Source organism: Nonomuraea sp. NPDC026600 (assembly GCF_040638335.1).
Taxonomy (GTDB): Bacteria; Actinomycetota; Actinomycetes; order Streptosporangiales; family Streptosporangiaceae; genus Nonomuraea.
Map to the genome: position 1 here is coordinate 91,663 of NZ_JBEZYD010000012.1, position 21,957 is coordinate 113,619.

Below are 21,957 nucleotides of genomic sequence, written 5' to 3' on the forward strand. Positions count from 1 at the left end.
TACTTGTGCCCTGACTGAATCCCAGATTAGGTCAGCGAAGAAACGATCTCCATACACCTCTGGAGTGTGTTGTGCCCATACTGCCCCTCCCCCCGCGCCGTGGACTCGGGGCCTTACTCGGGCTGGCCCTGGCGGTGCCGCTGATCGCGGTGCCCGGACCGGCCACCGCCGCGGCGACCGCCACCACCGCCGCCGTCCCGGTGGCAGTCGGTACGGGCCCGGTCAAGGTCACCCTGATCACCGGAGACACCGTCACCTACTCCAAGGACGGCTCGGGCCGCGCGTCGGTGGTCGTCGACCCCGACGACGGCCGCGAGGCGCGGACCTACCAGGCCGAGCAGGACGAGCACGGCTACTACGTGATCCCCGCCGACGCCGGGCCGTACGTGAGCAGCGGCCTGCTGGACAAGGAACTGTTCAACGTCGACTACCTGGCCGTCAACGGGTACGGCGACGCCAAGGCCGACCGGCTCCCCCTCATCGTCCAGTACCAGCCGCAGGTGAAGTCCGGCGACGTCGCGGGCAAGGCCCGGTCGCTGAAGGGCGGCGCGGAGCCACTGGTCCTGAAGAGCATCGACGGCGCCGCGCTGAAGGTCGACAAGAAGCAGGCCCGAGCCTTCTGGCAGTCCGTCACCGGGGAGACGACCCCGGAGGCCGCGGCCAAGGCGAGCCCCGCCCTCGAGAGCGGCCTGCGCAAGGTGTGGCTCGACGGGAAGGCCAAGGCGCTCGACGACGTCAGCAACCCGCAGATCGGCGCGCCGAAGGCGTGGGCCGCCGGGTACGACGGCACCGGCGCCACGGTCGGCATCATCGACACCGGCATCGACGCCCAGCACCCCGACCTTCAGGGCCGGATCGCCGAGGCCCGCAGCTTCGTCCCGGCGGGCAGCCCCGGCGGTGGCGACCCGGCCAACGTCTCCGACAAGTTCGGCCACGGCACCCACGTGGCGGGCATCATCGCGGGCAGCGGCGCCGCGTCCAACGGCCGCTACAAGGGCGTCGCGCCCGGCGCCCGGCTGAGCATCGCCAAGGCGCTGGACGACACCGGCAGCGGCAACAACTCCGAGATCATCGCGGCGATGGAGTGGCAGGCGGCCACCGCGCACGCCCGGGTGGTCAACATGAGCCTGGGCAGCAACGGCGCGACCGACGGCACCGACCCGCTGAGCCAGGCGGCCAACGACCTGACCGCCGAGTACGGCACGCTGTTCGTGGTCGCGGCGGGCAACTCGGGCCCCGGCCGGTTCACCGTGGCCGCGCCCGGCGCGGCGACCTCGGCCCTCACGGTCGGGGCGGTCGACTCCGCCGACAAGATCGCGTCGTTCTCCAGCCGTGGCCCGCGCCTGAGCGACGACTTCGCGATCAAGCCGGAGATCACCGCGCCCGGTGTGAACATCATCGCGGCCCGCGCGGCCGGGACCTCGCTCGGCGAGGGCAGCAGCGTCCCGGGCGGCGGGCCGATCGACGCCAACTACACGGCGGCGTCCGGCACCTCGATGGCCACCCCGCACGTGGCCGCCGCGGCCGGCATCCTGGCCGCCCAGCACCCCGACTGGACGGCCGACCAGCTCAAGACCGCCCTGGTGGGCACCGCGAAGCCCCTGGACGCCACCTCGCCGTACGACCAGGGCGCCGGGCGGCTGGACATCGGCCAGGCCGTCACCCAGCAGGTCTTCGACGACCTGTCCACGGTGTCGGCCGGGTTCACCGACCCGTACACCGGCCAGACGCTCACCAAGAAGGTGACCTACCGCAACACCGGCAAGGACCCCGTCACGCTGGCCCTGTCGCTCGCGCTGACGCGCGACGCCGCGCAGGCGCCCGCCGGGATGGCCTCGATCACGCCGTCGTCACTGACCGTCCCCGCGGGCGGCACCGCCTCCGCGGACCTCACCATCGAGCCCAAGCTCGGCGAGCCCGGCTGGTACGAGGGCCGGCTGACGGCGACGGCCGGGACCGACCGGCTGACGGCGCCCATCGCCTTCCGCAAGCAGGCCCAGATGGACACGGTGCGCGTCAAGCTCGTCGGCAAGCCCGAGTGGTCGCTGCACCCCGGGCCGCTGTCCTTGATCAGGGTCAGCGACACCGATCCGCTCCTCGACGGCGAGCCGCTCAGCGTGACCACCGAGAGCTGGCGGACCACCGACGTGCCCGGCACGGTGGAGACCGTGATCAAGCTCGCCCACGGCGCCGTCTACTCCACGAGCGCCCAGCCGTGGTGGTACACCATGCCGGCCCACCAGCTCCAGTACGGCCTGCTGCTCGCCCCGGAGACCAAGCTCGCCGGCGACACCACGATCGTCCTGGACGCGACCAAGACCGAGCAGCTCCAGGTCAGCACGCCGCGCGAGTCGGAGCCGGTGTTCCTGAACACGATGAACGTCCGGACCTCCGCCGCGGGGCGGATGTACGCCGGCGCCGCGCTGCTGAGCTACGAGCCGGTCATCGCGGGCGGCTACTGGGTCACGCCCGTCAAGTCCAAGCCGGCCGTGGGCACCGCCACGTTCCTGTTCGACGAGATCCGCCGGGCCCCGGAGGTCTCGCTGAGCGTGCCGGGCCTGCGGCTGAACCCGCACTACGTCAGTGAGCACGACGCCCTGGTGCCCAAGTTCGCCGCCGACCAGCGCCTCGGCCTGACCACCATCGGCGCGGACGTCCGCGGCAAGCTGATCTACCTCCCCGCCAGGAACTCGCTCCAGCTCCTCCTGGCCGACCTGGATCTGGCGATCAAGGGCGGGGCGGCGGGTGTGATCACCAGCGACCGCTTCGCCTGGATCCTCAGCGCCTCCGCGTACACCGCCCAGAACAAGCTGCCCATCCTGTGGATCGACAGCGCCGAGGCCGACACCCTGGGCAAGGCCATGGCCCGCAAGCCGTACCCGACCGGCAAGCTGACCGTCCAGCCGACCAGCCCGTTCGAGTACAAGCTGGCCTACTACGTGAAGGGCGCCACCGCCGGCCGCCTGACCTTCGCCCCGAAGGCCCGCGACCTGACCGAGATCGACACCACCTACCACGCCCAGTTCCCCATGCAGCAGGGGACGTGGGGGCCGTACCCGAACTTCAACGAGGTCGACCACACCTTCATCCCCGTCCAGCCGCTCAGCGTCCGCGGCTCGCACCTGTTCGGCGCGCCCCTGACCCGGACCGAGTACTACAACACCACCGGCGGCGAGGTGCTGTGGCAGCGCGGCTACCAGTTCCGCGACCCCGCCACGGACACCACCCGCCTGGCCATATCCGAGCGGGCGTTCACCCGCGCCACCCAGGAGCGGGAGGACTGGAACGAGGCCCTCATACCCACCCAGATCACCAACGGGCCTGACAAGCCGGACTGGCCCGCTCCGTCGGTCTTCTGCGACGCCTGCCGCCAGGGCGACCGGATGCGGCTGCGCGCGCTCGCCCCGTTCGGCCTCGGCTACTACACGGACGCCTCCGACCCCAGCCACACCTACGTGGGCGCGCCGGGCGACGAGCAGACCCACCTGTTCAGCGGCAACACGGAGGTGCAGCCCCAGTACGACGAGATCGGCGTGCCCTACTACAGCGTGCCCGCCGGGTCGGGCACGTACCGGCTGACCGATGTGTGGAAGGACGCGTTCGCCGGCAAGCACCCCGGCACCAGCGTCGAGTCCGCCTGGACGTTCCGTTCGGCCCGGCCGGTGAAGGGCAACGCCCCCTACACCTGCATCGACACCGTGCTCTTCGATGACAAGCAGCCCTGCGCCAAGCTGCCGCTGATCCAGCTCCGGTACCAGCTCAACCTGCCGGGGAACGACACCGTGGCGGCGGGCCGCCTGTTCACCTTCACCGTCAAGGCCGAGGGCGCGTCCACGCTGCGGCTCTGGACCTCGGCCGACAAGGGCGCCCACTGGGCGCAGGCCACGGTCCTGCCGGGGCTGGGCGGCTCGTACAAGGTCCTCACGCTCAACCCCGCGGGCAGCATCACGATCAAGGCAGAGGCGAAGGACAAGGACGGCAACACGGTCACGCAGACCGTCGCCGACGCCTACCTCGCGAAGTAACTACCGGGCGGCGAAAGCGCCCGTGCTCACCACCGCGGCCCGTTCCTGCTCCGGCAGGGGCGGGCCGTACGGGTCGTGGGCGTGGGACTCCGGGATCCGGCCCTCGGCCGCCGCGAGCCACAGCATGCGCTGCACGTAGCCCTCCATGGGCTCGGTGAACGTGGCCGTGGCCAGGCGGTCCAGGCGGGCCGACGCGGCGTCGAAGGCACGCAGGTCCGAACCCCGGTAGGTGTCCATCACCGCGGCCGTCACGCCCACCGACGCGGCCGCGAGACCCACCAGGGCGGCTTCGGCACCCCACAGGAGCGACGGGCCGAACATGCGGTCCTCGCCGGTGATGGCCAGCCTGCCCTCCTGCCTGGCGAGGGAGATGGCCCGCTGGCAGCCCATGGCGTCGGACAGCAGCGCGGTCTTGAGCCCCGCCACGCCGGGGTGCCGGAGGAGGTCCCGCATGGTGTCGGGCGGGCAGGGGCGGGTGTAGAGGTCGAAGGCGATCATGGGCAGCCGGGCCGCCCGCCAGATCGCGTCGTGCCCGCCCAGCCGGTCGCCCTCTGCGGGGAAGACCAGAACGCCGTGCGCGCCGAGGGTCGCGGCCACCCGCGCCTCCTCCGCGGCCTTGGCGAAAGGCTCAGCCGCGCCGGACGGCTCAGGTGAGCCGCCGACGCCGACGAGGACCGGCACGCCCAGCGCGACCGCGCGCTCGATCACGGCGGCGCGTACGTCCGGCGCCAGGTACGGCCCCCGGCCGGTGTGGGCGAGCACCGCCAGCCCGTCGACGCCGTCCTCGACCAGCCCGGCGAAGTAGCGCGCCACCACGCCGAGATCCACCTCGCCCGACGCGGTCATGGGGGTGGCCGCGGCGGCGAGCAGGGCGCCGCGAAGACGATCACGCAGGGCTTGTGCCGAAATATCCACCCGAGAGAGCTTATTTCAACCCGGTCATCGCGATGCTGTTGACCAGGTACCGCTGCAACAGGAAGAAGACCACCAGGCACGGCACCACGGAGATCGCCGCCGACGCCATCAGCACCGACAACTGGATCTCCTCGGTCCGCAGCGTGGTCAGGCCGACGGTGAGCGTACGCGTGGCGTCGCTCTGCCCGACGACCAGCGGCCACAGGAAGTCGTTCCAGTGCCACAGGAACACGAACACACCCAGCGTGGCCAGCACGGGCCGGGTCAGCGGCACCACGATCGTCCAGTAGACCCGCCACTCGGAGGCGCCGTCCACCTTGGCCGCGTCGAACAACTCGTCGGGCAGCCCCAGGATGAACTGCCGCATCAGGAACACGGCCTGGGAGTTGGCCAGCGTCGGCACGATCAGCCCCCAGAACGTGTCCACCCCATCGAGGCTGTTGACCAGCACGAACGTCGGGATGAGCGTGGCCTGGAAGGGCACCATCATGGTCGCCAGGAAGGTCCAGAACATCGCCTGGCGGCCGGGGAAGCGCTTCTTGGCGAAGGCGTACCCGGCCATCGAGGCGGTGAGCAGGATGATCACCACCGAGACCAGCGCGTACACCAGCGAGTTGACCGTCCACCCCACGAAGCCGGACGCCGACAGCACCCGCGTGAGGTTGTCGAGCGTGAGCGAGTCCGGCCACCGCACGGGCAGGGTCGGCTTGCCCGCGGGCGACAGCGCGACGACCAGCATGGCGGCGAACGGGCTGACGGTCAGCACCGACAGCACGCCGAGCAGCGCGATCAGCGGCCAGCCGCGCCGCGTGCGCGTCATGTGTTCCCCCGGTCCAGGAAGCGGCGCTGGATCAGCGACACGATGAGCACCAGGGCGAACAGGACCATCCCCCACGTGGCTGCGTAGCCGAAGTCGAAGGACCTGAAGCCGTGGTCGTAGATGCCGTAGATGAGCGTGTAGGTGGCCCTGGCGGGACCGCCGCCGGTCATCACGTAGACGGTGTCGAAGGTCTGGAACGCGCTGATCGTCTCGATCACCAGGACGAAGAAGAGCGCGGGCTTCAGCAGCGGCAGCGTGATCCGGTGGAACCGCTGCCACGCCGACGCCCCGTCGACCCGGGCCGCCTCCAGGTAGGAGCCCGGGATCGCCTTCAGACCGGCCAGCAGGATCAGCATCGAGTAGCCGAAGCCCTTCCACACCGACACCACGGCCAGGGCCGGCAGCACCAGCGACGACTGCTCCAGGAAGGCCACCGGGCCCAGTCCCGCCTTGCCCAGGATCCCGTTGATCAGCCCGTCGAACTCGTAGATCCACCGCCAGATGACGCCCGCCAGCACGAAGCTGGTCACGTACGGCAGGAACAGCATGCCGCGGAACAGGCCGCGCAGGAACACGACCTGGTTCAGCAGCAACGCCGTGCCCAGCGAGACGAGCAGGGTGAGCGGCACGTAGACGGCCACGTACACGAGCGTCACGCGCAGGCTCGTCCAGAAGATCGCGTCGTCGAGCAGCCGGGCGTAGTTGTCGGCGCCGACGAAGTTCCACTCGCCGCCGATGTTCCAGTTGGTCAGGCTCATCCCCGCCGCGGCGAGCGAGGGGAAGATCCGGAATATCAGGAAAAGCACCAGCACGGGCAGCACGAACAGCAGTCCCGTGACCGGATCACGCAGGCGATGGCGCATTCCCTATCCGCCGTTGCTCAGCAGCGCGTCGGCCTCCTTGGCCGCCGCGTCCAGCGCCGTCTTCGCGTCCTCCTTGCCGAGCAGGGCCGCCTGGATGTGCGGGGCGATGACGCCCATCACCTGGCGGGCCTTCGGGTGGGTGTCACCCGGGAAGGCGTACTGCAGCGACTTGGCGAACTCCGTGGCCGCGGCCGACTGTCCCGGCACGGTCACGCCGGTGCGGGCGGGGAAGAAGCCCGACTCCGCGGCCAGGCTGGCGGCGACCTCCGGCGAGGACAGGTAGGTGGCGAACTTCTTCGCGGCGTCCTTGTTCTCGGTGTGCTTGGCCAGCACCAGGGCGCCGGGGATGCCGAACGCGACCCGCTTGGTGCCCTCCAGCGGCAGGCCGATGCCCACGTTCTCGGCGCCGATCGCGGCGCCGAGCTGGACGGCCTGCAGGGCGGTGGCCGCGTGGTACATCGCGGTCTTGCCGCTCGCCAGGGCGCCGCCCTCGATCTCGTTGCCCTTGCTGGCGGCGTCCGCGGGCAGGCCGCCGGCCGCCTTCAGGTCGAGCAGCAGTTGCAGGCTGTCGACGCCTTCCTTGCCGTTGAAGGCCACCGTCTTGCCGTCGGGGGCGAAGACCGTGCCGCCGTTGGCCCACAGGATGGGGTAGAAGCTCTGGTTGAGGCTGACCTCGGGCTTGCCGGGGTAGTCGAGGACGGCGACCTTCTTGGCGGCCAGCTTGGGCGCCGCCGCCTTGAGCTCGGCCAGCGTCTCGGGCGCCTTGTCGACGCCCGCCTCGGCGAACAGCTTCTTGTTGTAGATGGGGGCGGTGATCGTCTGGTAGATCGGCACGCCGTACAGCTTGCCGTTCACGGTCAGCGCGGTGAGCGCGCTGGGCAGGTAGGACGCCTTGTCCTTGGCCACCACGTCGTCGACCGCCTCGATGGTGCCCTGCTGGGCGTACTGCGGGATCTGGTCGGGACCCAGGACGACCAGGTCGAAGCCCTTCTTCGAGACCAGGGCCGTGGTGACCTTCTCCTGACGGCCCTCCCACGGCTGCTGGTCGATCTTGATGTCGATCGTCGCGTTCTTGGCCTCGAAGTCCTTCTCGATCTTGGACCAGAACGCCTGGCTCTTGGCCTGGTCCCCGATGACGGGGTACATCCAGAGAGTCACGGTGGTCTTGTCCGAGCCGCTGGATCCGCACCCTGCGGCGGCGAGGGCCAGGGCGGCCGTCAGGCCGAGTGCCGCGGTCTTCCTCATCGGCGGATTCCTTTCACGTAATACCGGTCCTGACCGAAACCTAATGACGGCGGCCGGTCGGGGTCAATGGCTGATGCCTGAACGTAACTACCGCCACACGGTTATCGCGTGGCGAATCGGGTGATCTCACGGGCGACGGCGTCGGCGTGCTCGGTCGTGTAGTGCTCGTTCCAGTCGATGATCAGGAGCGTCTCGGCGACCAGGCGCTCGGCCTCCGGACACGGGTTCGGGACGTAGCCGTGCAGCGGATAGCGCGAGCTCCCGTAGATGGGGCGGCCCCACAGGGGGGCGCGGTTCAGCGGCTCCTCCAGGTAACCCGCCCGTGCGGGTATCCCGGTCGCGGCCAGGTGCGCGGCCAGCTCCCGGGCGTCGCCCTCCGGCCGCACGACGGGGAACAGCCACCAGGCGTGCCCCTCCGGCCGCGGCAGCCGTACTCCCGGCAGGTCCCGAAGGGCTTCGAGCAGCCGTACGGCCGTGCGACGGCGGGCCGCGACGACGCCCGGCAGCTTGGCGAGCTGGGCCCGCGCGACGGCGGCCTGTAGCTCGGTCATGCGGTAGTTCAGGCCGAAACCGGCGTGCGAGCGCCCCGCCGCCCGGTCCCAGCCCTTGTCGGCGAACAGCCGCATCCGCCGCGCCGGCTCGTCGTGATCGGTGAGCGCCAGACCGCCGTCGCCACAGGTGATGTGCTTCCACTGCTGGAGGCTGAGGGTGCCGACGTCGCCCACGGTGCCCGCGAGCCGCCCGTCCGGCAGCTCGGTGAGCCACGCCTGGGCGCAGTCCTCGATCAGCGCGAGCCCGTGCTCGTCGGCCAGCGCCCGCAGCTCGTCCACCCGGGCCGGCGCGCCGAACAGGTGCACGGCCATGATCGCCCGGGTCCGCGGGCCGATCAGCTTGGCCACGGCGGCGGGGTCGAGATTGCCGTCGGAGGGGTCGACGTCCGCGAAGACAGGGACCGCGTTCTGCGCCAAGATGGGGGCCACGGTCCCGAAGTCCGTGATCGGCGTCGTGATGACCTCGTCTCCGGGGTCCGGCGCAGCCGCCACGACCGACAGATGGAGGGCCGCCGTGCCGGAAGCGCAGGCGACGGCGTGGCGGACGCCGTACATCGAGGCGACCTCGCGTTCGAGCGCCCGCGTCTCGGTCCCCCAGACCGAGCTGAGCATGCCCGAACGGATCACCCGCGTCGCGGCGGCCACCTCCTCGTCGCCGAGTGTGCGGCCCGCGGCCTCCGCCATGGACGGGAACTTCACAGGGGCTCCTCACAAGATATGATTGCGGTCTTGACCGAAATGAGCGAGAGGGAGGCGTGGGTGGGAATCGTCATCGGGGTCGTCGGCCCGCATGATCTGGTCGACGACGTCGCGGCCACCTGCGAGGAGCAGCCCGGCGTCAGCGCGCTGCGGCTCGACTACGACCACGAGTCGCAGGCACCCGCGATCGTCGAGGCGCACGCCGGCGCCGTGGAGGGGTGGCTGTTCACCGGCATCGTGCCGTACATGCTGTCGCGCGACGCCGAGACGCTGACCCGTCCCGCCGCGTTCGTCGACTACTCGGGCGCGACGCTGCTCAGCGCCCTGGTACGACTGCAGCACGAGGGCCAGGACGTGACCAGGCTGTCGATCGACACGCTGCCCGCCGCCGACGTGAGCGCCACGTTCGCCGAGGCCGGGCTGCCCGCCGACGCCCTGCGCACGCTCTCCTACCGGCCGGAGATGACCTCCAAGAAGGCGGTCGCCTTCCACCGGCGCGGCCCCGACCATCCCGTGATCACCTGCCTCAGCTCGGTGCACGAGGCGCTGCGCGGCCAGATGCACGTGCTGCGCCTGGCGCCGTCCGTCCATTCGGTCCGGGTGGCGCTGCGCCAGTTGCTGCTGACCGCCGAGGGGCAGGCGCAGGAGGACGCGCAGATCGCGCTCGGGCTGATCGAGGTCGAGACCGAGGAGGGCCTGCTGCGCGAGGCCACCGCGCTGGGCGGCACGCTGGCCGCCTTCCGGGGCGGCATCCATCTCCTGGTCACCACCCGGGGCCCGCTGTACGACGCCACGGGCGGCTTCACCGGCCTGCCCATGCTGGGCCGCCTGGCGACGCACAACCAGGCCGTACGCGTGGGTTTCGGGCTGGGCCGCAGCGCGGCGGAGGCGGAGAGCCTGGCCCGCCGGGCCCTGGCCCGCGCCCGGCGCATCGGCGACGTCGCGGCGGTCCTGTCGCTGCGCGCCGACACGGACATCGTGCTGGAGTCGGTGGCCGGCGTCCCGGCGTCGGGGCGGAACCTCTCGGTGATCGCCCGCCGGGTGGGCCTGTCGGTGGCGACGATCGAGCGCCTGCTGGAGGCGCGGGCGGCGGCGGGCGACGAGCCCCTCACCACCAGGGAGATCGCCGACCGCCTCGAGGTCCAGCAGCGCACGGCCCGGCGCATGCTGCACCGGCTGGAGCTGGCCGGGCTGGCCGAGCGCACGGGCAACCTCACCAGCGGCTCCAGCGGCCGCCCCCTGACCCTGTACCGCCTCACCCTCTGAGACGGCACACCCGAGGACCCCGGGCTCGCGGATCGCGGGCCTGGGGACGACGGGCTCGGGGATCGCATACGTGGGGGCGGCGCTCGCTGGCATGAGGGTCAGGCCAGCCAGCGGGACAGGCCGTCGCTGACGAAGTCGTCGTCGCGCAGCTGCGGGTAGGCGGCCCAGACCCGGTCGAGCTCCGCGAGCTGCCCCGGCGAGAGCTCCTCCGCCGGGTCCAGGCACCAGCGGCCGGCCAGCAGCCCCTGGCGGCGCAGCACCTCGTGGATGCCGGGGATGCAGCCGTGGAAGCCGTTCGCCGAGTCGAAGATGGCCGCGTTGGCGTCGGTGAGGTGGCCGTCGAGGGTGAGCAGCCGCCGGACGGCCGCGTCGTCGCCCGCGCGGGCCAGCTTGGCCTCCTCCAGCAGCTCGACCGCCCGCCGTACCCAGACCGCCCACTGACCGAGCAGCCCGCCGACGAACTCGATCTCGACCGCGTGCCCGTCCACGACCACCCGGTGCGTGGTGACGAGGTCGGCCAGGATGTGGTCGTCGTTGCCGGTGTAGAGGGCGACCTCGGCCGCGCGCCCGGCCCGGACCACGCCGTGGAGCACGTCGAGCGTGCGGTAACGGTCGAAGGGGGCGACCTTGATGCCCACCACGGACTCGATCGACGCCAACCTTGTCCAGAAATTTCGAGATAAGGTGCGCCCGCCGACGGCGGTCTGCAGGTAGAAGCCGATCACCGGCAGCACCTCGCCCACCGCCCGCGCCCGCTCGATCAGCCCGTCCTCGTCCAGCTCCCGGCACGGGCTCAGCAGCACCATGTGGTAGCCGAGCGACCGGGCCAGCTCGGCCTCCGCCACGGCCTGCCGCGTGCTCCCGGTCGCCCCGGCCACCAGGACGACCTCGCGCTCGTACTCGCCCGCCGTCCGCGCGGCCAGCTCCAGCACCGGCGGCAGCAGGTCGGTGCCGTGGATGGCGAACTGCGTGGTGTGCACGCCCACTGCCAGCCCGCCCGCGCCGGCCTCGACGTAGTAGCGGGTCAGCGCCCGCTGGCGGCGCTCGTCCAGCTTCCTGTCCTCGGTCAGCGCCAGCGGGTGCGCCGGAATCACCAGGCCGCGCCTGAACAGGTCGCGCACGGACATCTGCGCCTCTGGAACCGTGCTGAGCACGTCGAATCCCCCTCGGGTCAATGGGTAGGGCAGGCGGTTAGAAACGGCCGTCACGGCGTTCGAACTTGGTGGGCTTGCCGAGCAGCGGGCCACCGTCCGCCACCCAGCGGGCCGTGTGCTCGATCAGCTCGGCGGGCGTGAGCTCCGGGTAGCCGAACAGGCGGTGGCACTTGCCGGCGTTCGACAGCAGCGCCGTGGGCGCCTCCTCGCCGGTGAACACCGGCTCCTTGCCCAGCGCCGCACCGAGATCCCGCGCCGCCTGCCGCACCGAGATCAGCTCGGGTCCCGTCACGTTGAGCACGTACGGCGGCGTCTCGGCCAGCAGCAGCGAGCGGAGCACGACCTCGTTGGCGTAGCCCTGCCACACCACGTTGACCTGGCCGGTGGACAGGTCGATCGGCTCCCCGGCCAGGATCTTCCCGGCCAGGTCGACGAGCACGCCGTAGCGGAGCTCGACGGCGTAGTTGAGCCGGATCAGCGACATGCGCGTGCTGTTCGCCTCCGCGAAGTGCGACAGCACCCGCTCCCTGCCGAGGCAGCTCATCGCGTAGTCGCCGACGGGCCCGGTCGGCGAGCCCTCGAGGCTGCCGCCGCCGGTGACGGGGACGAGCGGGTAGACGTTGCCGGTGGACAGGGCGGCGATCCTGGCGTCCCTGTACCTGTCCGCGACCCGGCCGGGCAGGTACGCGTTGGTGAACCAGGTGGCGTGCTCGCGGCCCTCGGTGCCGAACTTGGCGCCGACCAGGAACACCACGTTCGGCGCGTCGGGAAGCTCGCGCAGCGCCCCCTCGTCGGCCACGTCGGCGGCGACCACGGTGGCGCCGTCGTCCTGGAGCGCCCGGGCGAGCCCCGGTTCGGAGAACCGGGACACCGCGATGATCCGCCGGTCGCCGCGCGTGGCGTTGAGCGCCAGCCGGACCAGGCTCGGGCCGAGCTTGCCGCCCGCGCCGAGGATCAGGATGTCGCCGTCGAGCCGGCTCAGGTCGCCGACGAGGGCGTCGCCCGGCCGCGCCAGCCGCTCCTCGAGTTCCGCTGTCGTCCGCACGCACTCTCCTCCGTTACGTCATTTACGGTCCAGACCGTAACTGCGCCGGAGTTGGGCTGTCAATGGGCGCCCTCGCGCGCCGCGACCAGAACCTCCAGGATGGCCCGGGTCTCCGCCCACGGGACGGGGCTCGGCGCACCCCCGATCATGGCCAGGAACGCCTCGATCGTCCCCTCGTAGCCGAGGCCCTGGACGTGGTCGTCGCCGCCCTCGATCACGATGGTGTCGGTGCCGCCGCGGCGGTGGACGGTGACGGTGTAGGACTCCTCGTCGGAGACGCCGAGGATCTCGACGGTGCCCGTGACGCCGTTGTCCCAGCGCAGGGCCATGACGCCGGTGTCCTCCGAGCGCAGTCCCGTGTAGTGCCTGGTGGCCGAGGCCGCGCCGGCCAGCCGTACGTCCGGGCCGAGCAGCGCGACCAGCAGCTCCACGCCGTGGATCCCCATGGTCACCATCGTGCCGCCGCCCTCGCCGGGGGTGTCCTGCCAGGCGTTGTAGCCGGTGGCCCAGAGGCCGACGTCATGCCGTACGGTGGCCCGGACCGCGAGCACGTCGGCGGGGTCCACCCGGGTTCCGGCGAAGGCCGGGGCGAAGCGGAGCACCGAGCTGGACAGCACGCGGTCGTGGATCGGCAGCCGGTCCAGCTCGCGCAACTGGGCGCGGGTGGCGACGGCGGGCTTGTTCACGAAGCAGGCCGCACCGGTGCCGAGCACGACCGCCAGTGCCCCGGGCACCCGTGGGTTCGGCACGGTCAGCACCACGCCGTCGGGCTCGGCGGCCAGCAGCGCGGCCAGGCTCGGCAGCACCTTGGCGGCCGGGTGCTCCTCGGTGAAGCGCGTCAGCCGCTCCGGGTCCTCCTCCCACACCAGCAGGTCCGCGTGGCGGGCCAGGGTGTGGGCGTCGGTGAAGGGATGGCTGGTGGCGAGACCGGCGAGGGCGACGCGCATGACGTCCTCCATTTCTGGATTTATCCGGGAATGGAGGACATCATGGCAGCCGCTAGAGTTCGTCCACCTCCGCGTGGGAGCGGCCGCCCGACAGCTTCGCGTAGCCGGGGCCGCGGTCGAAGAAGCGGCCCGCCGGCGGGCGCAGGTTGGCGCGGAGTTCGGCGGTGCCCTGCTCGTCGATGCGGTCGCCGTCCAGCACCACGCCGTAGTCGCCCAGGGCGCCCGCGATCGACACCTTGCCGTCGCGGACGTCCGCCGCCACCGCGCGCGGGTCCCGATCGTACGGCGAGCCCCAGCCGCCGCCCCCGGTGGTGCGGATGCGGATGGTCTCGCCCGCCTGCACCTGGTGGTCGTCCACCAGGCCCTCCATCTCCTTGCCCGCGATCTCGACCCGGAACGGCCGCCCGGCCAGCCCGCCGTTGACGCCCCAGCACGACAGGATCGACCGGTCGGCGATCGACATGTACGAGGCGTCCCGCAGCATCCTGATGTGCTTGTCGTAGCCGAGCCCGCCCCTGAACATGCCCGGCCCACCCGAGTCGCAGGCCAGCGCCAGCCGCTCGACCCGGAACGGCCAGCGCGCCTCGGCGAACTCGACGGGGATGTTGCGCGAGTCGGGCACCACGTGGATGGTGTCCTCGCCGTCGGCGTACCAGCGCCCGCCGGAGCCGCCGCCGAGGACCTCCCTCATCAGGTACGGGACGCCGTCGGCGTCGGCGCCGTGGACGCCGGTGTAGCGGATCGTCTCCTGGTCGGCCGGCATACGGCCGCCGGTGGCCTTGGCCAGCACACCTGCGAGCACGCCGAGCAGGCGCAGGATCACGAACGTCCGGGCGTTGGTGGGAGCTGGGAAGATCGGCGTGAGCAGCGTCCCCTTCTCCGGGAAGACCATCTCGATCAGGGGGACGACGCCCTCGTTGACGTCCAGCTCGGCCATGCGGTCGGGGGTGTCGGCGAGGTTGCGCAGGATGGGGGCCAGCCACTTCTTCAGGAACACGCCGTCGGCGTAGTCTCCCGCGTGGTTGATCGGCCCCTTGGCCTGCGGTGACGTACCGGTGAAGTCGATCTTCAGCGGGGCGTCCGCCGCGTGGTCGACGGTGAGCGTGATCCGCTGGGCGTGCAGTCTCGGCTCGTCCACGCCGTCGTGCTCGGCGTAGTCCTCCCAGGTGTAGGTGCCCTCGGGGATCTTGGTCAGCAGCTCGCGCCGGAACGTCTCCGTCGTCTTGCCGATGATCGCGTCGAAGCACTCCTCGACCTCGGACTTGCCGTACCTGTCGAACAGCTCGCCCAGGCGGCGCGCCCCCATGAGACAGGCCGAACACTCGGCGTCGAGGTCGCCCGCCAGCGAGTCGGGCATGCGCGAGTTGCGGATCATGATGCGCAGCGCGGCCTCGTTGGGCACGCCCGCGTCCCACAGCTTGATCGGCGGGACCATCAGCCCCTCCTCGAACACGCTGCGCGCGTGCGAGGGCATCGAGCCGGGCACCGAGCCGCCGATGTCGTCGTGGTGCCCGAACGCCTGCACGAAGGCCACCACCGAGCCCTCGTGGAAGACCGGGACGGTGACGCACAGGTCGGGCAGGTGGCCGATTCCGCCTTCGGACAGGTAGACGTCGTTGTGGAAGTAGACGTCGCCGGGCTTCATCGTGTCGATCGGGAAGTCACGGACGATCGGCTGGACCAGCGCACTGTAGGAGCGGCCGGTCAGCTTACGCAGCCGCGCGTCGTGGATGCCCGCGCGGAAGTCGTGCGCGTCGCGGATCATCGGAGAGCGGGCGGTCCGCGCGATCGCGGTCTCGACCTCCTTCTCCACGGAGGCCAGGGTGCCCTCGACGATCTCGATGAGAACGGGGTCAGCCACGCCGCACCTCCACGTTGCCGTACTCGTCCACCTCGGCGGTGAAGCCGGGATGGATGGGGATCGTCGAGCCGTACTCCTCGATGACCGCCGGACCCTCGACCACGGTGCCGGGGTCCAGGTCGGACCGCTGGTGGATCGGCGTGTCGGCGGCCGACTCGAAGTGCACGCTCCTGGTCGCCGCCGCAGGCCGCTCCTCGGTGCGCTCCTCAGTGCCCTCCTCAGTGCCCTCCTCAGTGCCCTCCTCGGTGCGCTCCTCGATGCGCGGCGACCGACGGCGGATGGCCGGGCGGGTGATGGGGCCGATGCCGGAGACGCGCAGGTTGACCCATTCGACGCCGTGCCGCTCGTCGTCGCGGTAGCCGTAGCCGTAGAGCTTCTCGTGCGCCTCGTGGAAGCGGTCCAGCACCTCCCGGCGCCACTCCTCGTCCACCTCGCCCGCCGGGGCGGCCACGCGCACCTCGTACGCCTGGCCGTAGTACCGCAGGTCGGCGCTGCGGGCGTAGACCGGCTCGTCGAAGCCCTCCCGGTCGAGCGCCTGCGCCGCCTCGCCCTCCAGCTCGCGGAAGATCTCCCCGGCCGTGGCCGGGGACAGGTCGCGGGTGACGTACGTACGGACGTAGTCGTTCTTGACGTCCACCGTGAGCAGGCCGAACGCCGACACGTTGCCCGGATCGGGCGGCACGATCACCGCCGGCAGGCCCAGGATGTCGATCAGCCGGCAGGCCAGCAGCGGCCCCGAGCCGCCGAACGTCACCAGCGGGAAGTCCCGCACGTCGAGCCCGCGCTTGACGGTGAGCTGGCGGATGGCGTTGCTCTGGTTGAACGCGCTGATCTCCAGGACGCCGGTCGCGGTCCGCTCGGCGCTGAGCCCGAGCTTGTCGGCCAGCGCCTCGATGCCGGTGCGCGCGGCCGCCACGTCGAGCGGGATCTCGCCGCCGAGCAGGTGCGGCGGGATGCGGCCGAGGAAGACGTGCGCGTCGGTGACCGTCACCTCGGTACCGCCCCGGCCGTAGCAGAGCGGTCCCGGATCGGCCCCCGCCGACTTGGGGCCGACCTTCAGCGTGCCCTCGGGCGAGATCCAGGCGATGGAGCCGCCGCCCGCGCCGACGGTGACGATGTCGATCATCGGGATCTTGCACGGGTAGCGGCCGATGGCGCCCTCGGTGGTGATGGACGGCTCGCCGTCGATCACCACCGAGACGTCGGTGGAGGTGCCGCCGCCGTCGAGGGTGATCACCGACGGGTGCCCCGCCGTGGCCGCGATGAGCGCCGCGCCCAGCGCGCCGGCCGCGGGTCCCGACAGCACCGTGGTGATCGGCTGGTTGACGACCTCGCGGGCCGACAGCACGCCGCCGTTCGACTTCATCACCGAGAACGGCATGCCGAGCCGGGCCGACAGGTTGGCCAGGTAACGGCGCATCGTCGGCTTGACCGCCGCGTCCACGAGCGTGGTGACCGACCGCTCGTACTCGCGGTATTCGCGCAGCACGTCGCTCGACAGCGAGACGACCGCCTCGGGGTGCTCGCGGGCCAGCACGTCGCGCATGCGCCGTTCGTGGTCCGGATTGGCGTACGAGTGCAGGAAGCACACACCGATCGCGGTGACGCCCTTGGCCTTGAACCAGCGCGCCACCTCGGCGGCCTGCTCCTCGGCGAACGGGCGCACCTCGGCGCCGGTGTGGTCGAGGCGCCCCCCGATGGTCTTGACCAGGTGGATCGGGACGATCCTCGGTGGTTTGACCCAGAAGTAGGAGTTGCCATAGCCGTCGGGCACGCTCTGCCTGGCGATCTCCAGGATGTACTCGAAACCCTCGGTCGTGATGAACCCCAGGTTCGCTATCCGATCCTCGAGCAGTTGGTTGGTGGCCACGGTGGTGCCGTGCACGACGGAACTCGCGTCGAGCTGGCCCAGCTTTTCGATACCCCTGACGAACCCGTCGGCTGGGTTCGCCGGGGTCGAGGGGGTCTTGGTCGTGACGATCTCACCGGTCTGGTCGTCCACCGCCACCACGTCGGTGAAGGTGCCTCCGGTGTCGACTCCGATACGGACGCTACGCATGGCTCCTCAGCTTCGGCGCCGGCCGAGCACTTCATCGATGACACGGGGCGCGTTCTCAGTGCCAACATATGCCGCCAACCGCACTACCAACTCCTGTGACCTGGCCAGTTCGGCCTCCACCCTGGCCTTTCCCGACTGCCCCGCCTGCACGCCGAAGTAGGCGCCGATGATCGTGCCGACCACCCCGGCCACACCCGCGAACAACGCCGCGAACTCCCTCGTGGCGAACACGGCGGCCCCGAAGGCCACCAGGATCGCGACGATCCCCGTCACGACCACGAGGAAGCCGTACCGCCACCTCGTGGCGTCGGCCTGCGCCGCCGTGAGGTCGTCGGTCGTCATCATCGCGTCGAGTGCGGGTGGTGGCTTCTCTGTGACCACGGATCCTCCTGATAACTCCAGGGGAGAAATGTCCCACGAGGTCATGGAACAAGCCAACCGCTAAGGTGGCCCCCTGTGACCGAATCGTTTGCCCTGTCCGCCGTCCCGGCCGGCGCCCGTGATGCCGTACTGAAGTTCTACTTCGGTCCCATGGACTGCGGGAAGTCCACACTCGCGCTTCAGATGAACTACAACCACGGCCGCCAGGGCAGGCGCGGGCTGGTCCTGACCAAGCACGACCGCTCGGGCGGACCCCAGGTCACCAGCAGGATAGGGCTCGGTCTCGAAGCGATCGAGGTCGTGGACTCGCTCGATCTGGTGGCGCTGGTGAACGGGCACGACCGGATCGACTACCTGATCTGTGACGAGGCCTGCTTCTACACCGTCGACCAGATCGAGCAGCTCGCCGACCTGGTGGACGACCACGGCATCGACGTCTACGCCTTCGGGCTGGCCTCCGACTTCAGGTCCGTGATGTTCCCGGCGGCGCAGCGGCTGTTCGAGCTCGCGGACGAGGTGTGCCGGTTGCAGGTCGAGGTGCTGTGCTGGTGCGGGCGGCCCGGACTGCTCAACGGGCGGATCGTGGGCGGGCAACTGGTCCGTACGGGCGAGCAGGTCGTGATCGGCGACACGGACGCGTCTCCGGTGCGCTACCAGGTGCTCTGCCGGCGCCACCACCGCTCCGGCCTCCTGGGCGAGGGCACTCTCTGACCCGACCCTGGGTCAGCTACCAGCTCTGGATCAGCCGACTCTGGATCGGCCGACTCTAGATCAGCCGGTCGAGCAGCTCTCTGAGGCGGGCCGCGTCGTCGGCCGGCAGCTTCGCCAGGAAGGCCCGCTCCGCCTCCTCGACGGCCTGACCCCCTTCGCGCAGCGTGTCGCGGCCGCGCGTGGTCAGCTCGACCATGTTCTTGCGCCGGTCGTCCGGATGCGGCCGGCGGCTGACCAGCTTCTTGCCTTGGAGCGTGTCGATCAGGGCGACCATCGTCGTCCTGTCGATCCGCAACCGCCGCGCGGCCTCCTGCTGCGACAGCGGATCGGCCTCGTCGAGCACGTGGAGCACGGCGAGCTCACGGCCGTCGATCCCGTACGGCTCCAGGGCCGGCCCGGTGAGCTGGGTCAGGCGCAGGTTCGCGTGCTTCAGCAGGTATCCAAGGCGACGTCTCGACACCTCCCGATTCTCGCACTAGCCTAATCATCAGTAGCACTGACAATCAGTGGAGCTGATCCATGCTGAGCTTTGGAATGAAGACCGTCCCCGTCGGCGTCACGTACGACGCGCTGCTGCGGACCTGGCAGCAGGCCGACGCCGTCCCGGTCATTGAGCACGCCTGGCTCTGGGACCACATGCTGCCGCTGTTCGGGCCGGTGGACGCGCCGATCCACGAGGGCTGGACGATGCTCGCCGCCCTGGCCGCGCGCACCTCCCGGCTCCAACTGGGGCTCATGGTGACGAGCAACCTCACCAGGCCGCCGGCCGTACTCGCCAAGATCGCGGCGACCGTGGACGCCATCGCGCCCGGCCGGCTGGTCCTCGGCCTCGGCGTCGGCGGCACGCACCAGCCGGGCGACACGCTCGTGCCCAGGGAGTACAACGCGTACGGCCTGCACATCGCCTCACCCGCCGAGGGCGTGGCCAGGCTGGCCGAGTCCTGCACGATCATCAAGCGGATGTGGACCGAGGACCGGTTCGACTTCTCCGGCCGCTACTACCAGTTGCGCGAGGTGGTGTGCTCGCCGAAACCCGCCGTCCCGCCACCGCTCCTGATCGGCGGGTGGGGCGACAGGACGCTCGGTGTGGTCGCCGAGCACGCCGATATCTGGAACGTGCCGGGGCCGCCGCACAACACGATCGAGTTCATCAGAGAACGGAACAAGGTGCTCGACGAGAAGTGCGCCGCCATCGGGCGCGACCCGGCGGAGATCACCCGCTCGACCCAACTCGTCGTCTCCACCGACGACCCCGCCACCGCCCGGTCATTGATCGGCGAGCTGGCCGACACCGGTGTGACGCACTTCGTCCTCGGCGTCCGCCCGCCCGGCCCCGCGAACGTGGCCGAATGGCTGGCCGAAGAGATCATCGCTCACACGGCACGGTAGCCGAGGACGTCACTCACCGCTCAAACGGCGCGGTAGCCAAGGACGTCACGGCTCAAACGCCGAGATAGAGCAGGGACGTCACCGCTCAGACGGCGCAGTACCCGTCGTCACAGCCGTCGGCCGGGTCCGCGAGGATGGTCACCGGCGTCTGGCCGGTGCGCGCCGCGACCTCGTCGAGCGCGGCGTCGAACGTCTCCGCAGGCTGCGCCCCCGAAACCGCGAACTGCCCCTCGAACAGGAACAGCGGCACACCCGTTATCCCCAGCGCCCGCGCCCGGTCAAGCTGCTCGCGCACCTCCTGGGCGCCCTCACCCGGCGGATGATCCACGCCCACCTCGGCGGCCAGCTTCGTGAGCACGTCCTGGTCACCGACGTTCAGCCCGTCGGTGAAGTGCGCGCGGAACAGCCGATCGACCGCCTCCTGGCCGCGCCCCTGCCGGGTGGCGAGCTCGACCAGCCGGTGCGCCTCGAACGTGTTCGCGCTGACGGCCTGCTCGAAGCGCACGTCCAGCCCCTCTTCGGCGGCCACGCCGGTGACCCGGGAGGTCATCTGCGCGACGTTCTCGCCGAACTTCCGCTCCAGGGCAGGGAGCAGCGGCTCACCTTCGGCGGGGGCGTCCGGGTTCAGCTGGAACGGGCGCATGGTGATGTCCACGATGCCGCCCTTGGCGCGGAACCGGTCGGCGGCGCGGGCGAAGCGGGCATGACCGATGTAGCACCAGGGGCAGACGATGTCCGAAAATATCTCGACTTTCACGCTCGATGACAACCTCCAGGACCCGGTCCCCATTCCACGGGCCTTGAACGTCCCATCAGGCCGGTCACCACATGGCCAGCTCCCCGACAGGCCGGTGGCCTGTACTCATCAGGCCGGTCACCCAGCAGCCGTTCCCGACAAACCAGTCACCCGGCGGCCAGTTCCTCCAGCCGGTAGGGGAGGTAGGCCGAGTCGTCCACCAGGGCCGAGGCACCGCGCCACCAGCCGAACCACTCCCCGCTCCGCCACATCCAATCGACCCGCTCAATGGTCGCCACCACGTCGCCGACCGTCTGCCACCGCTCGCCCAGTTGCTCGCGGGTGGCGCCGTGCCGTAGCGCCCAGGCACGCAGGATGCCGGCGGCGGCGGTGGGGACCTCGCGGGCGTACGGATCGGGGTCCTCCCCCGGCAGCCGGTGCGGCCCGAGCCCGGCCGCCACGCCCCAGCTCCACTGCGCCTCGGCGGGACGCGAATAACGCAACGAGTGGAAGTCGAGGTTCGAGCCCAGGTCCTCGTCAGGCCGCCGGGTGACGACCGCGTCGAGCCGTCCGCCGGCATCGAAGTGCACGACGAGCCGCTGACCCGGCTTCGCCCCCGCGGGCAGCTCGAAGCGGTCCTCGGCCTGCCACGAGTTCAGGTCCACCTGGGCAACGGGCTCGCCCCACATCTGGTCGGCCGCGTCGTCGGAGATCCAGGCGGCCAGCATCTCCAGCGCGGTCAGATCGGTCCACGGCTCGATCGCGACGGCCGTACGCAGCACCTCGTCGGGCGCGGGCAACTTGCCGCCCCTGGGCCGCGTCCACCACTCGTCACCCAGCTCGCGGGCGCCGACCAGCAGCGCGGCGATGGCGGCCAGCTCGGCGGACCGCCTGGTGAGGGACGCGCCAAGCGCCAGACCCAGACAGCGTTCGGTCCGCTCGTCGCCGAGCGCGGGGCGCGCGTCGCCGATCAGCGCCTCGGCGGTCGGGCGCTCCTCTCCGAGTAGGTTGCGTATGACTCGCCGGGCCTCGGTTCGTGCGTCTTCAGCGTGTGCCTGCCGCATAAAGCCACGCTACGCCTGGAGATCCTTTTCCGCGAGAGCTCAGCCCCACCCTCATGAGCAGCCGGTTTGACAACCTGGCCACCTTCGAGACCTCTGCCCCCTCGCCAGCGGCCGGTCCGTCGGAGGCGACGCCGAGCGCCGGACATCCCCCAAAAGCGAGGCCCAGCGCCAGGCGTCCCCAAAACGATGCCGACGTCCCTCGGGGCGATACCTGGTGGCGGGCGCG

Annotated in this window: 18 protein-coding genes; 4 read left to right on the forward strand and 14 right to left on the reverse strand. The window is 71.1% G+C overall.

What is annotated here, in order from left to right:
- Positions 1-71: 71 nt before the first annotated feature.
- On the forward strand, positions 72-4,025 hold the full coding sequence (locus tag AB0F17_RS27365; RefSeq protein WP_358028117.1) for a S8 family serine peptidase: 3,954 nt from the start codon (positions 72-74) through the stop codon (positions 4,023-4,025).
- On the opposite strand, the gene AB0F17_RS27370 is transcribed toward AB0F17_RS27365, so the two are convergent.
- From AB0F17_RS27370 to AB0F17_RS27390, 5 genes are all read right to left on the reverse strand, one after another.
- Positions 4,026-4,940, reverse strand: coding sequence for a dihydrodipicolinate synthase family protein (locus AB0F17_RS27370; RefSeq protein ID WP_358028120.1), 915 nt, complete (start codon positions 4,938-4,940; stop codon positions 4,026-4,028).
- Between the two features lie 10 nt (positions 4,941-4,950).
- Positions 4,951-5,760 carry a carbohydrate ABC transporter permease gene (locus tag AB0F17_RS27375; protein WP_358028123.1) on the reverse strand — a complete coding sequence of 270 codons (810 nt, stop codon included), beginning with the start codon at positions 5,758-5,760 and terminating at the stop codon, positions 4,951-4,953.
- Positions 5,757-6,623, reverse strand: coding sequence for a sugar ABC transporter permease (locus tag AB0F17_RS27380; RefSeq protein WP_358028125.1), 867 nt, complete (start codon positions 6,621-6,623; stop codon positions 5,757-5,759). The genes AB0F17_RS27375 and AB0F17_RS27380 overlap by 4 nt, the downstream gene beginning before the upstream one ends.
- A 3-nt stretch (positions 6,624-6,626) precedes the next feature.
- Positions 6,627-7,868 carry a sugar ABC transporter substrate-binding protein gene (locus AB0F17_RS27385; RefSeq protein ID WP_358028128.1) on the reverse strand — a complete coding sequence of 414 codons (1,242 nt, stop codon included), beginning with the start codon at positions 7,866-7,868 and terminating at the stop codon, positions 6,627-6,629.
- A gap of 101 nt (positions 7,869-7,969) precedes the next feature.
- Positions 7,970-9,118 carry a DegT/DnrJ/EryC1/StrS family aminotransferase gene (locus AB0F17_RS27390; RefSeq protein WP_358028130.1) on the reverse strand — a complete coding sequence of 383 codons (1,149 nt, stop codon included), beginning with the start codon at positions 9,116-9,118 and terminating at the stop codon, positions 7,970-7,972.
- Positions 9,119-9,157: 39 nt separating this feature from the next.
- On the opposite strand from AB0F17_RS27390, the gene AB0F17_RS27395 reads away from it, so the two are divergent.
- Entirely contained in the window at positions 9,158-10,384 is a 1,227-nt protein-coding gene (locus AB0F17_RS27395) for a hypothetical protein (RefSeq protein ID WP_358028511.1), read from the forward strand.
- A 98-nt stretch (positions 10,385-10,482) separates the two neighbouring features.
- On the opposite strand, the gene AB0F17_RS27400 is transcribed toward AB0F17_RS27395, so the two are convergent.
- From AB0F17_RS27400 to AB0F17_RS27425, 6 genes are read right to left on the reverse strand one after another with little or no spacing between them, the layout of a single operon-like run.
- Positions 10,483-11,538 carry a dihydrodipicolinate synthase family protein gene (locus AB0F17_RS27400; RefSeq protein WP_358028132.1) on the reverse strand — a complete coding sequence of 352 codons (1,056 nt, stop codon included), beginning with the start codon at positions 11,536-11,538 and terminating at the stop codon, positions 10,483-10,485.
- A gap of 37 nt (positions 11,539-11,575) precedes the next feature.
- Positions 11,576-12,583 carry an NAD-dependent epimerase/dehydratase family protein gene (locus AB0F17_RS27405; RefSeq protein WP_358028134.1) on the reverse strand — a complete coding sequence of 336 codons (1,008 nt, stop codon included), beginning with the start codon at positions 12,581-12,583 and terminating at the stop codon, positions 11,576-11,578.
- A 59-nt stretch (positions 12,584-12,642) separates the two neighbouring features.
- The gene (locus AB0F17_RS27410; RefSeq protein WP_358028137.1) at positions 12,643-13,530 is read right to left on the reverse strand and encodes a Gfo/Idh/MocA family oxidoreductase; all 888 of its coding nucleotides are present in this window, start codon (positions 13,528-13,530) and stop codon (positions 12,643-12,645) included.
- A 52-nt stretch (positions 13,531-13,582) separates the two neighbouring features.
- Positions 13,583-15,391 (reverse strand): hydantoinase B/oxoprolinase family protein, encoded by a 1,809-nt coding sequence (locus tag AB0F17_RS27415; protein ID WP_358028139.1) that lies wholly within the window; start codon positions 15,389-15,391, stop codon positions 13,583-13,585.
- Positions 15,384-17,450, reverse strand: a complete 2,067-nt coding sequence (locus tag AB0F17_RS27420; protein ID WP_358028142.1) for a hydantoinase/oxoprolinase family protein — start codon at positions 17,448-17,450, stop codon at positions 15,384-15,386. Before AB0F17_RS27420 ends, AB0F17_RS27415 begins: the two co-directional genes overlap by 8 nt.
- A gap of 6 nt (positions 17,451-17,456) precedes the next feature.
- Positions 17,457-17,831 carry a hypothetical protein gene (locus AB0F17_RS27425; protein WP_358028145.1) on the reverse strand — a complete coding sequence of 125 codons (375 nt, stop codon included), beginning with the start codon at positions 17,829-17,831 and terminating at the stop codon, positions 17,457-17,459.
- Between the two features lie 75 nt (positions 17,832-17,906).
- Here AB0F17_RS27425 and AB0F17_RS27430 point away from each other — a divergent pair, with 75 nt between their 5' ends.
- Entirely contained in the window at positions 17,907-18,542 is a 636-nt protein-coding gene (locus AB0F17_RS27430) for a thymidine kinase (RefSeq protein WP_358028148.1), read from the forward strand.
- A 55-nt stretch (positions 18,543-18,597) separates the two neighbouring features.
- Here the strand turns inward: AB0F17_RS27430 and AB0F17_RS27435 are convergent, their stop codons facing one another.
- Positions 18,598-19,002, reverse strand: coding sequence for a MarR family transcriptional regulator (locus AB0F17_RS27435; protein WP_358028150.1), 405 nt, complete (start codon positions 19,000-19,002; stop codon positions 18,598-18,600).
- Positions 19,003-19,061: 59 nt separating this feature from the next.
- Here AB0F17_RS27435 and AB0F17_RS27440 point away from each other — a divergent pair, with 59 nt between their 5' ends.
- Positions 19,062-19,931, forward strand: a complete 870-nt coding sequence (locus AB0F17_RS27440; protein ID WP_358028153.1) for an LLM class flavin-dependent oxidoreductase — start codon at positions 19,062-19,064, stop codon at positions 19,929-19,931.
- 85 nt (positions 19,932-20,016) lie between these two features.
- Here the strand turns inward: AB0F17_RS27440 and AB0F17_RS27445 are convergent, their stop codons facing one another.
- On the reverse strand, positions 20,017-20,688 hold the full coding sequence (locus AB0F17_RS27445) for a DsbA family oxidoreductase (protein ID WP_358028156.1): 672 nt from the start codon (positions 20,686-20,688) through the stop codon (positions 20,017-20,019).
- A 146-nt stretch (positions 20,689-20,834) separates the two neighbouring features.
- Positions 20,835-21,731: a hypothetical protein gene (locus AB0F17_RS27450; RefSeq protein WP_358028159.1), complete on the reverse strand. Its 897-nt coding sequence runs from the start codon at positions 21,729-21,731 to the stop codon at positions 20,835-20,837.
- Positions 21,732-21,957 lie beyond the last annotated feature (226 nt).